The 13,089-nt window shown below is 65.4% G+C and carries 12 protein-coding genes; 8 read left to right on the top strand and 4 right to left on the bottom strand.

The window, feature by feature from the left end:
• Window positions 1-166: 166 nt before the first annotated feature.
• The 8 genes from BM190_RS03045 to BM190_RS03010 all read left to right on the top strand — a co-directional run bounded on the left by BM190_RS03045 (window position 167) and on the right by BM190_RS03010 (window position 6,625).
• Entirely contained in the window at window positions 167-829 is a 663-nt protein-coding gene (locus BM190_RS03045; RefSeq protein WP_028140846.1) for an amino acid ABC transporter permease, read from the top strand.
• Window positions 826-1,620: an amino acid ABC transporter ATP-binding protein gene (locus BM190_RS03040; protein WP_092251771.1), complete on the top strand. Its 795-nt coding sequence runs from the start codon at window positions 826-828 to the stop codon at window positions 1,618-1,620. The genes BM190_RS03045 and BM190_RS03040 overlap by 4 nt, the downstream gene beginning before the upstream one ends.
• Window positions 1,620-2,375: an SDR family NAD(P)-dependent oxidoreductase gene (locus BM190_RS03035; protein WP_092251769.1), complete on the top strand. Its 756-nt coding sequence runs from the start codon at window positions 1,620-1,622 to the stop codon at window positions 2,373-2,375. The genes BM190_RS03040 and BM190_RS03035 overlap by 1 nt, the downstream gene beginning before the upstream one ends.
• Window positions 2,372-3,499 (top strand): muconate cycloisomerase family protein, encoded by a 1,128-nt coding sequence (locus BM190_RS03030; protein ID WP_092251767.1) that lies wholly within the window; start codon window positions 2,372-2,374, stop codon window positions 3,497-3,499. The genes BM190_RS03035 and BM190_RS03030 overlap by 4 nt, the downstream gene beginning before the upstream one ends.
• Before the next feature lie 220 nt (window positions 3,500-3,719).
• Window positions 3,720-4,139, top strand: a complete 420-nt coding sequence (locus BM190_RS03025; protein ID WP_177236871.1) for an HIT domain-containing protein — start codon at window positions 3,720-3,722, stop codon at window positions 4,137-4,139.
• A 10-nt stretch (window positions 4,140-4,149) separates the two neighbouring features.
• Window positions 4,150-5,088: an NAD(+) diphosphatase gene (nudC, locus tag BM190_RS03020; RefSeq protein ID WP_092251765.1), complete on the top strand. Its 939-nt coding sequence runs from the start codon at window positions 4,150-4,152 to the stop codon at window positions 5,086-5,088.
• Window positions 5,089-5,094: 6 nt separating this feature from the next.
• On the top strand, window positions 5,095-6,018 hold the full coding sequence (locus tag BM190_RS03015) for a sugar kinase (RefSeq protein ID WP_092251763.1): 924 nt from the start codon (window positions 5,095-5,097) through the stop codon (window positions 6,016-6,018).
• A 97-nt stretch (window positions 6,019-6,115) separates the two neighbouring features.
• Window positions 6,116-6,625, top strand: a complete 510-nt coding sequence (locus BM190_RS03010) for an Lrp/AsnC family transcriptional regulator (RefSeq protein WP_018320799.1) — start codon at window positions 6,116-6,118, stop codon at window positions 6,623-6,625.
• Window positions 6,626-6,787: 162 nt separating this feature from the next.
• Here the strand turns inward: BM190_RS03010 and BM190_RS03005 are convergent, their stop codons facing one another.
• The 4 genes from BM190_RS03005 to BM190_RS02990 form a co-directional block, all read right to left on the bottom strand.
• Window positions 6,788-8,287, bottom strand: coding sequence for a phosphomannomutase/phosphoglucomutase (locus BM190_RS03005; RefSeq protein WP_092251761.1), 1,500 nt, complete (start codon window positions 8,285-8,287; stop codon window positions 6,788-6,790).
• Window positions 8,288-8,477: 190 nt separating this feature from the next.
• Window positions 8,478-8,990: a TIGR02281 family clan AA aspartic protease gene (locus BM190_RS03000; RefSeq protein WP_177236870.1), complete on the bottom strand. Its 513-nt coding sequence runs from the start codon at window positions 8,988-8,990 to the stop codon at window positions 8,478-8,480.
• A gap of 119 nt (window positions 8,991-9,109) precedes the next feature.
• The gene (gene hrpB, locus BM190_RS02995) at window positions 9,110-11,584 is read right to left on the bottom strand and encodes an ATP-dependent helicase HrpB (RefSeq protein ID WP_177236869.1); all 2,475 of its coding nucleotides are present in this window, start codon (window positions 11,582-11,584) and stop codon (window positions 9,110-9,112) included.
• Between the two features lie 130 nt (window positions 11,585-11,714).
• Entirely contained in the window at window positions 11,715-13,031 is a 1,317-nt protein-coding gene (locus BM190_RS02990) for a UDP-glucose dehydrogenase family protein (RefSeq protein ID WP_018320803.1), read from the bottom strand.
• Between the last annotated feature and the right edge of the window lie 58 nt (window positions 13,032-13,089).

Here is a 13,089-nt window from a genome sequence, read left to right as displayed (position 1 = left end):
GGGTCTCTCCACAAAGAGACTCCCCCAGAGGAGAGAGCCCCCACCCGCCGCGCTCTGGCGCGCAAGTGCGCTGCCGAGCGCGTCGACCTCCCCCGCAAGCGGGAGAGGTGCACCCAGAACGACGCGACACCGTTCCAAGCTTTTCGCCGGCTGAGTAAAGACACACATGTATCAGTGGGACTTCGGCATCCTCTGGAGCTATCGCTGGCTCTTTCTCAACGGGCTTGGCGTCACCGTCGGCTTCACCGTGGTCATCGTCGTGTGCGGGCTGCTGTTCGGCCTGTTTGGGGCGTTCGGCACCCTGTCGCGTTTCAAGGCGCTGCGCCTGCTCGCCCTCACCTTCATCGAGGCGTTTCGCTGCACGCCGATCCTGGTGCAGCTGATCTGGTTCTATTACGCGCTGCCGATCCTCGCCGGCGTCGAGATGACACCGATCACGGCCTCGGCGCTGGCGCTCTCGCTCTATGGCGGCTCGTTCTATTCGGAAATCATCCGCGGCGGCATCATCTCGATCGACCGCGGGCAGTCCGAAGCCGGCGCCGCGCTGGGCATGACGCCGATCCAGACCATGCGGCGCATCGTGCTGCCGCAGGCCATCAAGCGCATGATCCCGGCGCTGATGAACCAGTCGATCATCCAGTTCAAGAACACCTCGCTGGTCTCGGTGCTGGCGGTGCCTGACCTCGTCTATCAGAGCCAGGTCGCCGCCCATGACAGCTACCGGCCTCTGGAGACCTACACCGCGGTCGCGGTCGCCTATGCGGCGATCCTGATCCCGCTCACCATCCTCGTCCGCCGCGGCGAGAAGCGATTGGCGGTCAGCGAATGAGCGAGACGCAAAAGATCGAGATCCGGAGCCTGCGCAAGAGCTTCGGCAGCAACGAGGTCTTGAAGAACATCAATCTCGGCGTCGCCAAGGGCGGTGTCGTCGCGCTGATCGGGCCATCAGGCTCGGGCAAGTCGACTCTGCTCCGCTGCATCAATCTGCTGGTCGTGCCCGATGGCGGCAGCGTTCGTGTCGGCGACACCCACTTTGCGTTCGGTGACGGTGCGAAGCCGCCCGACGTGAAGACGCTGGCAAAATTCCGCGCCACCACCGGCATGGTGTTCCAGCATTTCAATCTGTTCCCGCACATGACGACGCTTGAGAACGTGATGGAGGGACCGGTCACGGTGCGGCGCATGGCCAAGGCCGACGCCGAAAAGCTTGCGCGGACGCAACTCGCCAAGGTGGGGCTTGCGGAGAAGGCCGACCAATATCCGGCGACGCTGTCCGGCGGACAGAAGCAGCGCGTCGCGATTGCGCGCGCGCTCGCGATGGAGCCTGACGTGATGCTGTTCGACGAGGCGACCTCGGCGCTCGATCCCGAACTGGTCGGTGAGGTGCTGAATGTGATCCAGCAACTGGCCTCCGAAGGCATGACCATGGTGATCGTAACCCACGAGATCGCTTTTGCTCGCGAGGTCGCCGACCGCCTCATCTTCATGCGCGATGGCGTCGTGGTCGAAGAAGGCCCCGCGCGGCAGGTGATCGACAATCCCAGGGAAGCCGCCACCCGCGCTTTCCTCAGCCATTTCCACCGCACCGGCGCGCTGCCGCCAGCCACAACGGCATCGTGATGTCCGATATCAACCGCGTCTATCTCGTCACCGGTGCCGCCAGCGGCATCGGCCGCGCCACCGCCAAACTGCTCGCCGCGCCGGGCGTAGGGCTTCTGCTCCAGACGCGATCGAACGCAGAAGGTCTTCAAGCCACCGCGGCGGACATTGAAGCGAAGGGCGCCGTGGCGGCAAGTTGCCTTGGCGATCTCGCCGAGGAGAGCGCGGCCACCGACGCCATCGCCGCTGCGAAAGCCGCCTTCGGCCGGCTCGACGGATTGATCCTGGTCGGCGGCCATGCCCGCCGCGGCAGCGCGATCGGCACGCCGGCCGATCAATTCCGGCAGGCGATGGATGAGTCAGCGCTGGCCTTCACGCGAATGGTCGAAGCGGCGCTCCCACTGCTGCGCGCAGGGGAAGATGCACGGATCGTCGCCGTGTCCTCCTTCGTTGCGCACGCGATCCGGCCCGAATTCGCGCCGTTCGCGGCAACGGCCGCAAGCCGTTCCGCGCTGGAAGCCTTGGTGCGACTGACCGCGATCGAGCTCGCCAGCGACGGCATCACCGTCAACGCGGTGTCGCCCGGCCTCATCGTCAAGGACAAGCCGAGCGAGAGCCGGCTGTCGCCCGAGCAGATCGCCGCGACCGAAGCGCTGATCCCGATGCGCCGCCGCGGGCGACCGGAAGAGGTCGCCGAGATCATCGCCTTCCTGGCATCCCCAAAAGCATCCTACGTCACCGGCCAGGTCTGGCACGTCAATGGAGGCCTGACATGAGCGAAGCAACCGTCGAACGTCTCAGGCTGTTCCTGATCGAGAGCCCGATCAAGATGGCGCGCCTGCAGGGCGTCGGCAACGTCAAGGGCACGGTGAAGCGCGTGCTGATCGAGCTCACCGCGAGCGACGGCGTGGTCGGCTGGGGCGAGGCGGCGCCGTGGGAAGTGTTCACGGGAACGCCGGAAGCCGCGTTCGCCGCGCTCGATATCTACTTGCGTCCCATCGTCCTCGGCACGCCGGTGCGCCGCATCCGCGCACTGATGGCCGAGCTCGACCGCGCGCTGGTCGGCCATGCCGAAGCCAAGGTCGCCATCGAGATGGCGCTGCTCGACATCGTCGGCAAATCGTCGGGGCTCTCGGTCGCCGACCTCCTCGGCGGCCGCGTGCGCGACACCATTCCCCTCTCCTTCTCCATCGCCGATCCGGATTTCGCCGCCGATCTCGAGCGCATGCGAAAGATGGTTCCGGACGGCAATGTCATCTACAAGGTCAAGACCGGCGTGAAGCCGCATCGTGAGGATCTCGATCATCTCGAAGCGATCCGAAAGGAGTTCGGCGACAAGGTCGATCTGCGCGTCGACTACAACCAGGCTCTCGCGCCATTCGGCGCCATCAAGATTTTGCGCGACGTCGAAGAGTTCGCGCCGACCTTCATCGAGCAGCCGGTGCCGCGCAAATATCTCGACGTGATGGCCCAGCTCACCGCGGCGCTGGAAACGCCCGTGCTTGCCGACGAAAGCTGCTTCGACCGCCGCGACATGATGGAAGTGGTGCGCCGCGAGGCGGCCGACGCCGTTTCGATCAAGCTGATGAAGGCCGGCGGCCTGTTCGAGGCGCAGGCGATCATGGCCATCGCCGACATCGCCGGCCTGCCCGGCTATGGCGGCACGCTGTGGGAAGGCGGCATTGGCCTAGCCGCCGGCACGCAGCTGATCGCGGCAACGCCGGGCATTTCGCTCGGCTGCGAATTCTACATGCCCCATCATGTGCTGACCGAGGACGTGCTGGAGGAGCGCGTCGCCAACCGCGCCGGCCATGTCGTGGTGCCCGACGGTCCCGGCCTCGGCATTCGCGTCAGCGAGGCCTCGATCCGCGCCAATGCAAGGGTGCTGGCGGAGGCGTGAGCCTGCGGTCGCAGCTACAAACTCCGCTGTCGTCCCGGCGAACGCCGGGACCCGTACCGCGTGATCTAACGATGAACATAGGTCGTTGTACCGCGGAACGACGCTTCAAACGACGACCGTGTATGCAGCAAGAGCGGGGCGCCATCCTTCCCCTTGCCAACTCCCTATCGTATGGTCGGGCCAAACACGCCCGACCCCATCGGGCCATCCGGAAACCTTCATGCCCGAACCCGCCTGGACGCTGCACTCCCGCCTGAAAGAGGACACCATCGACATCGGCGATCTGCCGCTGTCGAAGGTGCTGGTCATCAAGGACGCGCATTATCCCTGGCTGCTGCTGGTGCCGCGGCGGCCCGACGCGGTCGAGATCATCGATCTCGACGAGGTACAGCAGGCGCAGCTGATGACGGAGATCTCCCGCGTCTCGCGCGCGCTGAAGGAGATCACCAGGTGCGACAAGCTCAATGTCGCGGCGCTCGGCAACCTCGTGCCGCAGCTTCACGTCCACATCATCGCGCGGCGCACCAGCGATGCGGCCTGGCCGCGGCCGGTCTGGGGCGTGATGCCGCCATTGGCGCATGACGCCGCAGAGGTTCAGAATTTCATCAGCGCGCTTCGCCGCAAGATCTGGTTGGGTTGAAAGAACGATAATGTCAGCATTCAACGCATTTCCGCTGGGACAGCCGGCCTTCGTCACCAACATCCTCGATCGCGCCGCGCATCTGCGCCGCGACGACCAAAAGCTGTTCGCGATGGAGCAGAAGCCCTCCTCGCGCGCTTATGTCGTTTACCGTGACTCGCTCCTGATCAAGCGCGAGGGCGACAAGATTCGCGCGCTGCTCTCGATCGACGAGGCGCTGAAGTGCGGCGCCAATCCCGGCACGATCTTCCTGGGGCTGCGGGACGGCGCCGCGATGTTCGGCATGGGCCTGTCGCAGGCCGCGGCCGAGAAGCTGGTCGGACGCGAGGACTACACCGTGACCGAGCTGCGCGGCATGGCGATGCAGGGCGCGATTCCGCCCGAGGAGCTGTCGGCGATCGCGATGGCGAAGTCGATGGTCGGTTGGCACCAGCGCCATGGCTATTGCGCCAATTGCGGCTCTCGCAGCGCGATGAAGGAAGGCGGCTGGAAGCGCGAGTGCCCGGCTTGCAAGGCCGAGCATTTTCCCCGGACCGACCCTGTCGTGATCATGCACGTCGCCTCCGGCGACAAGTGCCTGCTCGGCCGCCAGAAGCAGTTTCCGGCAGGGATGTATTCGTGCCTCGCCGGCTTCGTCGAGGCCGCCGAGACCATCGAGGACGCGGTGCGCCGCGAGATCCTGGAAGAATCCGGGATCCGCTGCACCGACGTGCAATATTACATGACGCAGCCCTGGCCCTATCCGTCGTCGCTGATGATCGGATGCAGCGCGCGGGCTGTGAGCGAGGACATCGTCGTCGATCACTCGGAGCTGGAGGATGCGCGCTGGTTCACGCGCGAGGAGGCCGCCCTGATGCTGACGCGGACGCATCCGGACGGGCTCGCCGGCCCGCATCCCTTCGCCATCGCCCATCATTTGCTCGGCCGCTGGGTGCACGACAAGAGCTGACCGCCGATGGCCGCATCCGGAATCGCGCCGCGCATCCTCTGCATCGGCATTCCCGTGCGCGACCTCACCTTTCGGGTCGAGGCCGTGCCGGCGCGCGGCAGCAAGGCCAACGCCAGCCATCTCGCCGAGATCTGCGGCGGCAACGCGCTCAATGCCGCGATTGCGATTGCGCGACTTGGTGGCCGCGTCTTTTTCGCTGGCCCCATGGGCGATGCGCGAGAGACGTCGAGCGGCTTCATCCTCGACCAAATGGCGCAGGAGGGCATCGACACCACGCACATCGTGCGCATGCCTGATGTGGCCACGCCGGTCTCGGCGATCATGATCGAGCCCTCGGGCGAACGGACGCTCACGATCTATCGCGATCCCGGCCTGTGGAGCGTGAAGTTGCCCAATGCCGACGAATTGCTGACCGACTGCCGCGCCGTCCTCGTCGAAAGCCGTTGTGCCTCATTCTGCGTTGATCTCTGCGCCGAGGCGAGGCGACGCGGCATTCCAGTCATCGTCGGCGTCGATCGCGCGATGTCGTTGCAGGACGGCCTGCTGACCGCCGGCTCGCATCTGCTGTTCGCCAGCGAGCAGGTGCAGGAGACCGCCGGCATCGCCGACGACGCCGAAGCGTTGCAACGCCTGGCCAGGCTGACGCCGGCCTTACTTGCCGCAACCCGCGGCCCGCTCGGTACCATCTGGCTGAACGAGACAGGCGAGCTGGAAGAGACCGCGGCCTTCCCGGTCCAGGCGGTCGATACGCTCGGGGCCGGCGACGTCTTTCATGGCGCCTTCACGCTTGGCCTCGCTGAGAGCGGCGACGTGCGGCAGGCGCTGCGATTCGCCGCGGCCGCGGCAGCACTGAAATGCACTCGCCATGGCGGTGGCATGGTTGCACCCCAACGCATTGAAGTTGAAGAGTTTTTGCGAGGAAGGCCCTAGAGCAATTCCATTGATGAGCCGAGATTATGGGCTTGCTGGGGAAAGATTTTCTCTATATCAGGGAAATCAGCCTCTTAAATGGAACAAAGTTCTTCAAATGACCGACGTCGCCGTCCAGATCCCCGAGACCAGCCGCCGCCTCGATGCCATCGACCGCAAGATCCTGATGGTTCTGCAGGAGGATGCCTCTCTGTCCGTCGCCGAGATCGGCGACCGCGTCGGGCTGTCCTCGACCCCCTGCTGGAAGCGCATCCAGCGCCTGGAGGCTGACGGCGTGATCCTGAAGCGGGTGGCCCTGGTCGACCAGAACAAGATCGGGCTCGGCATCTCCGTGTTTGTCTCGGTGGAAAGCTCCGATCATTCCGACGCCTGGCTGAAGAAATTCGCCGAAGCGGTCAGCGCCATGCCCGAGGTGATGGAGTTCTATCGCATGGCCGGCGACGTCGACTACATGCTGCGCGTCGTGGTCGCGGACATGCAGGCCTATGACGTGTTCTACAAGAAGCTGATCAGCGCCGTGCCGCTGAAGAACGTCACCTCGCGCTTCGCGATGGAGAAGATCAAGTCGGTCACCGCGCTACCGATCCCGGCGGTGGTGGCGGCGTAGGTCGCGCCACACAGACGCTGTCATCGCCCGGCGAAGACCGGGCGATCCAGTATTTCAGAGACAGCGATTGGATACGGAGAAGCTGCGGCGTACTGGATTCCCCGCTTTCGCGGGGAATGACAGCGGAGAGACAGGCACGGATCGTGCCTCACTCGAGCAACCTCAAATCTTCTGATTGTACTCGCCGACCTCGGGATGCGTGCGCAGCACGCTGTTCACCATCTCGAACATGTCGTGCATGCGCTGCTCGGAGACCGGGCTCTCGACCACGACGACGAGCTCGGGCTTGTTGGAGGAGGCGCGCACCAGGCCCCAGCTGCCGTCCTCGACCGTGACGCGCACGCCATTGACGGTGACGAGATCGCGGATTGCCTGCCCGCCGATCTTGGCGCCCTTGGCCTGCAAGCCTTCGAAGTGCTTCACCACCTGGTCGATGACGCCGTATTTGGTCTCGTCGGCACAATGCGGCGACATGGTCGGCGACGACCATGTCTTCGGCAGCGCGTTCTTCAGGTCCGCCATCGACTTGCCCGGCGCGCGGTCGAGCATGTCGCAGATCGCGATCGCCGACACCAGGCCGTCGTCATAGCCGCGTCCATACGGCTTGTTGAAGAAGAAGTGGCCGGACTTCTCGAAGCCTGCCAGCGCGCCGGTCTCGTTGGTGCGGCGCTTCATGTAGGAATGGCCGGTCTTCCAATAGGCGACCTTCGCGCCCTGCTTCTGCAGCACCGGATCGGTGACGAACAGGCCGGTCGATTTCACGTCGACGATGAACTGCGCGTCCTTGTGGATCGCCGACATGTCGCGCGCCAGCATCACGCCGACCTTGTCGGCAAAGATCTCCTCGCCGGTATTGTCGACGACGCCGCAGCGGTCGCCGTCGCCGTCGAAGCCGAGGCCGACATCGGCCTTGTGATGCAGCACCGCATCGCGGATCGCGTGCAACATCTCCATGTCTTCGGGATTTGGATTGTATTTCGGGAAGGTGTGGTCGAGCTCGGTGTCGAGCGGGATCACCTCGCAGCCGATCGCCTCCAGCACCTGCGGCGCGAAGGCGCCGGCGGTGCCGTTGCCGCAGGCCGCAACGACCTTGAGCTTGCGCTTCAGCTTCGAACGAGAGGTGAGATCGGCGATGTAGCGCGCCGGATAGTTCTCGTGGAATTGGTAGGAGCCGCCGGCCTTGTTCTTGAATTCGGCGCCCAGCACGATCTCCTTCAGCCGCGTCATCTCGTCGGGGCCAAAGGTCAGCGGACGGTTGGCGCCCATCTTCACACCGGTCCAGCCATTGTCATTGTGCGAGGCGGTCACCATCGCAACAGCGGGCACGTCGAGATCGAACTGCGCGAAATAGGCCATCGGCGTCACAGCGAGGCCGATGTCGTGCACCTTGCAGCCGGCCGCCATCAGGCCGGAGATCAGCGCGTATTTGATCGAGGCCGAATAGCCACGGAAGTCGTGGCCAGTGACGATCTCCTGCTTGATGCCGAGTTCGGCGATCAGCGCGCCCAGCCCCATGCCGAGCGCCTGCACACCCATCAGGTTGATTTCCTTCTGGAACAACCAGCGCGCGTCGTATTCGCGAAAGCCCGTGGGCTTCACCATCGGCTCGGATTCGAAGGCGTAGGTGTTGGGCAGCAATACGGATTTCGGCTTGGGGAACATTGAGACGGTCTCGTGAAAAAGGGCAGGAATTGATGCAGCCTTAGCGAATGCCAGGCCGCAGCGGAAGGCGGGAATGAAGGCTTATGGCCGATAATTGCGGCAGTTTGGTAACGAAGAAACGTTACCGCGAGGGCGGTCGAGGCAAATAGCTATCTTGAAATGGAACGCGCTTGATCGCGAAAGGCTCCGCCTATTGCTCCAGCACCATCTGGCCGTTGGAATATTCGAAGCGCTTCAGGCGGGAGAGGAAGGAGAGGCCGAGCAGGTTCTCCGACAGCGCCTCGTCGGGCAGCACCATGGCATCGACGTCGCGCACGACCAGACCGCCGACCTCGAGCATCGCGATACGGGTGCGCGCGGCCCTGATGGTGCCGTTCGCGGTGGAGACGGTGGCGTTGTAATCGCCGCGCGAGGGACGCAGGCCGAAGCGGGCGGCCGAGGTCTCATTCAGCGCAACCACGGAGGCGCCGGTGTCGAGCATAAAGCCGATGCGCTGGCCGTCGATCCGGCCCTCGGTCTGGAAATGACCGCGGCCATCGCGGGAAATGGCAAGGCTGCGGCCCCCGGCGGGTGCAGTCGCCGCGACGGCGACTGTGGTGCGCGGCACCGAGCTTGCGGAGGCGGAGCTCATCTTGTCCGCCATCTGCGCCATGAAGGTGCCGAGGCCGATCATGACGGCTGCGATGATCATAATGTTACGCATCACACCACTTCCGTGCCGGAAAGCCCGATTTCAACACGCGACACGCCAGGCCGCGAGCATTGCTGCGGCCAGAGCGATGCTATTTTGACGAAAAGGATGAGCGGACGGTTAACGCGCCCTCACGTTCCGCGCGGCTTGGCGCGTCGGGTCGGCACTGCGCTGGCCGGATCGTCCGGCCAGGGATGACGGGGATAGCGGCCGCGCAGGTCGGAACGGACCGCGGCATAGCTGCCGCGCCAGAAACCGGGAAGGTCGCGCGTCACCTGCACCGGGCGCTGCGCCGGCGACAGCAATTCCAGCACCAGCGGCACCTTGCCGGCCGCGATCGAGGGATGGCTGTTGAGGCCGAACAATTCCTGCAGCCGCACCGCGATGGTCGGCCCCTGCTCGGCCTCGTAGTCGATCGCGAGCACGCTTCCTGTCGGCGCCTCGAAATGCGTCGGCGCCTCGCGCTCGAGCCGCGCGCGCATCTCCCACGGCAGCAGCGCCATCAGCGCGTCGGAGAGATCGCCGGGCGAGACGTCCTTGAGTGCGATCTTGTCGTAGAGCGCCGGCACCAGCCAGTCGTCGCGGCGCGCGATCAATCCCTCGTTGGACAGGTCTGGCCAGCTGTCGCCCTCGGCCTTGCGCAGGAACATCACCCGGTCGCGCCATTGCTTTGCAGCCTTCGACCAGGGCAACCGATCAAGGCCGGCGGCGATCAATCCATCCGCGAAAATGCGCGCGGTGTCCTCGGAGGGCGACACGGCCAGTGTCGCCTCGGACAGCGTGATCGCGTGCAGCACGCGCTTGCGCCGCGCGCGCAGCGCCATCGCCCCGCGATCGAACGAGATCTCGTCGGCGCTCTCGATATGCTCGGCGAAATGCCGCTCGATCTCGCTCTCAGTGATCTGCGCAGCGAGCAGGATGCGCCCGCTCGCCGCCGTTCCCGTCATCTCGCCAATCGCGATATAGGGCGCGCGGGCGAGCGAGGAGGTCTGCTCGACGGCAGCGCCACGACCGTTGGCAAGCACGAAACTGCCATTGCCGCGATTGCGCGCGACGCGGTCCGGGAACGCATAGGCGAGCATCAAACCCGTCGAAAGATCATCCTGCGGTCCCGCCTTCTCCGAAGCCGCCACTTGCGAGGCCCAGCGCCGTGCCAGATCGCGGGCGCTGCCGGCGCGCGGCGAGCGGTCGCGGCGGAATTGATCGCGCCGGTGCTCGAGATCGACGCTGTCACCGCCAAGCCCGCGCTCGGTGATGATGGCCGCGATCTCGGCGGCGGCTTCGCCCTCGCCTGCGCGATGCGAATCCACGATCATGCGCGCCAGCCGCGGCGGCAGCGCCAGTGCACGCAGGCTTTTTCCCTCTGCGGTGATGCGGCCATCGCCATCGAGTGCGTTGAGCTCGGAGAGCAGGCTTTTTGCCTCCTTCCAAGCGGGCGCCGGCGGCGGATCGAGGAACGACAGCGCGGCAGGATCGCTGACGCCCCATTGCGCGAGATCGAGCACCAGCGAGGAGAGATCCGCGCTGAGAATTTCCGGTTGCGTGTACGGCGCGAGTGAAGCCGTCTGCGGCTCGTCCCAGAGCCGGTAGCAGATACCTGGCTCGGTACGGCCGGCGCGACCGCGGCGCTGATCCACTGCCGCGCGCGCGGCGCGCACGGTCTCGAGCCGCGTCAACCCGATGTCAGGCTCATAGCGCGGCACGCGGGCAAGCCCGGAATCGACCACGATGCGCACGCCTTCGATCGTCAACGAGGTCTCCGCGATCGACGTCGCCAGCACCACCTTGCGCGTGCCCTTGGGCGCGGGCGCGATGGCGCGATCCTGCACGGCGGCATCGAGCGCGCCGAACAGCGGCACGATCTCGATGCTGGCGTCCTGCACGCGCTCGCTGAGGAAATTCTGGGTGCGACGGATTTCGGCGGCGCCGGGCAGGAACGCCAGCACGGAGCCGCTGTCGGCACGCAGCGCGGATGCAATCGCATCCGCCATCTGCCGCTCGATCGGCACATCCGCCTTGCGGCCGAGATAGCGCGTCTCGACGGGGAAGGCCCGACCCTCGCTCTCGACGACGGGCGCATCGCCAAGCAGCTTTGCAACGCGCGCGCCATTGAGCGTGGCCGACATCACGAGGATGCGCAAATCTTCGCGCAGGCCGGTTTGGGCGTCACGGGCGAGCGCCAGGCCCATGTCGGCATCGAGCGAGCGCTCGTGGAATTCGTCGAACAGGACGGCGGCAACGCCTGACAGCTCGGGATCGTCGAGGATCTGGCGGGTGAAGATGCCTTCGGTCACCACCTCGATGCGCGTGGTGCGCGAGATCTTCGAGCCGAACCGGACGCGGTAGCCGACGGTCTCGCCGGCGCGCTCGCCCAGCGATTTGGCCATGCGGTCGGCGCTGGCGCGCGCCGCGATGCGCCGCGGCTCCAGCACGATGATCTTCTTGTCCTTCGCCCAGGGCGCATCGAGCAGCGCCAGCGGCACGCGCGTGGTCTTGCCGGCCCCGGGCGGCGCCACCAGCACGGCGGCATTGTTGGACTCCAGCGTGCGCGACAAATCGTCGAGCACGGCATCGATCGGGAGGGGCGTGTCGAAACTGCGGGGCAAGATCTCGCATCCGTCATCACCCGCCTTGCGCGCCGGGCGGGTGATCCAGTCAACTCAGATCCCGATCATCACGAAGATCGGGATTACTGGATACCCCGCCTTCGCGGGGTATGACAATCGTGTGTGGCGATCAGCCCTGCACAGGCGGCCGGCCGATGCTGTCATAGGTGAAGCCGGCGGCTTCCATGTCCTCGGGGCGGTAGATGTTGCGCAGGTCGACGACCACGGGCTGCGCCATGACGCTCTTCAGCCGGTCGAGATCGAGCGCACGGAACTGCACCCATTCGGTGACGATGACGAGCGCATCAGCGCCTTGCGCGCAGGAATAGGCGTCCTCGCAATAGGTGATATCGGGCAGCTCGCCCTTGGCCTGCTCCATGCCGACGGGATCGAAGGCTTTGACCTTCGCGCCCATGTCGATCAGGCCCGTCACCAGCGGGATCGACGGCGCATCGCGCATGTCGTCGGTGTCTGGCTTGAAGGTGAGGCCGAGCACCGCAATGGTCTTGCCGCGCAGCGAGCCGCCGAGCGCCTGGCTCACCTTGCGCGCCATCGCGCGCTTGCGATTTTCGTTCACGGCCAGCACGGATTCGACGATGCGCAAGGAGACGTCGTAATCCTGAGCGATCTTGATCAGGGCCTTGGTGTCCTTCGGGAAGCACGAGCCGCCGAACCCGGGACCGGCATGCAGGAATTTGGTGCCGATGCGGTTGTCGAGGCCAATGCCGCGCGCGACCTCCTGGACGTTGGCGCCGGCCTTCTCGGAGAGATCGGCGATCTCGTTGATGAAGGTGATCTTGGTCGCGAGGAATGCGTTCGCGGCATATTTGATCATTTCGGCGGTGCGACGCTCCGTGAACATCAGCGGCGCCTGGTTCAGCGACAGCGGACGGTAGATATCGCCCATCACCTTGCGGCCGCGCTCGTCGGAGGTGCCGACCACGACGCGATCGGGAAACTTGAAGTCGCGGATCGCCGCGCCTTCGCGCAGGAACTCGGGGTTCGAGGCGACCACGACGTCGGCGTTGGGATTGGCCTCGCGGATGATGCGCTCGACCTCGTCGCCGGTGCCGACCGGCACGGTCGACTTCGTCACCACGACGGTGAAACCGGTGAGCGACCGCGCGATCTCTTTCGCTGCGGCGTAGACATAGGAGAGGTCGGCGTGGCCATCACCGCGGCGCGACGGCGTGCCGACCGCGATGAACACGGCATCGGCATCGGCGACCGGCTTGGACAAATCGGTGGTGAAGTCGAGCCGCTTGGCCTTGACGTTGGTCGCAACCAGCTCGTCGAGCCCGGGCTCGTAGATCGGGATCTCGCCGCGATGGAGCGCCGCGATCTTCTTCTCGTCCTTGTCGACGCAGGTGACGTCGTGACCGAAATCAGCAAAGCAGGCTCCGGACACCAGTCCCACGTAACCCGTGCCGATCATCGCGATGCGCATGAAAATCCCTGTTTTAGATTGGTTAACGAAACCCCGACACGGGGCGGTTTAGCATTTT

It is taken from the genome of Bradyrhizobium sp. Rc3b (assembly GCF_900114915.1).
Taxonomy (GTDB): domain Bacteria; phylum Pseudomonadota; class Alphaproteobacteria; order Rhizobiales; family Xanthobacteraceae; genus Bradyrhizobium.
This window is presented reverse-complemented; position numbering and strand designations above follow the sequence as displayed.

Excerpts from the sequence above, each read along its gene's own strand:
- nudC (WP_092251765.1), top strand. The coding sequence starts at position 4,150 with ATGTCAGCATTCAACGCATTTCCGCTGGGACAGCCGGCCTTCGTCACC.
- BM190_RS03040 (WP_092251771.1), top strand. The coding sequence starts at position 826 with ATGAGCGAGACGCAAAAGATCGAGATCCGGAGCCTGCGCAAGAGCTTC.
- BM190_RS03005 (WP_092251761.1), bottom strand. The coding sequence starts at position 8,287 with ATGTTCCCCAAGCCGAAATCCGTATTGCTGCCCAACACCTACGCCTTC.
- BM190_RS03025 (WP_177236871.1), top strand. The coding sequence starts at position 3,720 with ATGCCCGAACCCGCCTGGACGCTGCACTCCCGCCTGAAAGAGGACACC.
- BM190_RS03010 (WP_018320799.1), top strand. The coding sequence starts at position 6,116 with ATGACCGACGTCGCCGTCCAGATCCCCGAGACCAGCCGCCGCCTCGAT.
- BM190_RS03035 (WP_092251769.1), top strand. The coding sequence starts at position 1,620 with ATGTCCGATATCAACCGCGTCTATCTCGTCACCGGTGCCGCCAGCGGC.
- BM190_RS03015 (WP_092251763.1), top strand. The coding sequence starts at position 5,095 with ATGGCCGCATCCGGAATCGCGCCGCGCATCCTCTGCATCGGCATTCCC.
- BM190_RS03045 (WP_028140846.1), top strand. The coding sequence starts at position 167 with ATGTATCAGTGGGACTTCGGCATCCTCTGGAGCTATCGCTGGCTCTTT.
- BM190_RS03000 (WP_177236870.1), bottom strand. The coding sequence starts at position 8,990 with ATGCGTAACATTATGATCATCGCAGCCGTCATGATCGGCCTCGGCACC.
- BM190_RS03030 (WP_092251767.1), top strand. The coding sequence starts at position 2,372 with ATGAGCGAAGCAACCGTCGAACGTCTCAGGCTGTTCCTGATCGAGAGC.
- BM190_RS02990 (WP_018320803.1), bottom strand. The coding sequence starts at position 13,031 with ATGCGCATCGCGATGATCGGCACGGGTTACGTGGGACTGGTGTCCGGA.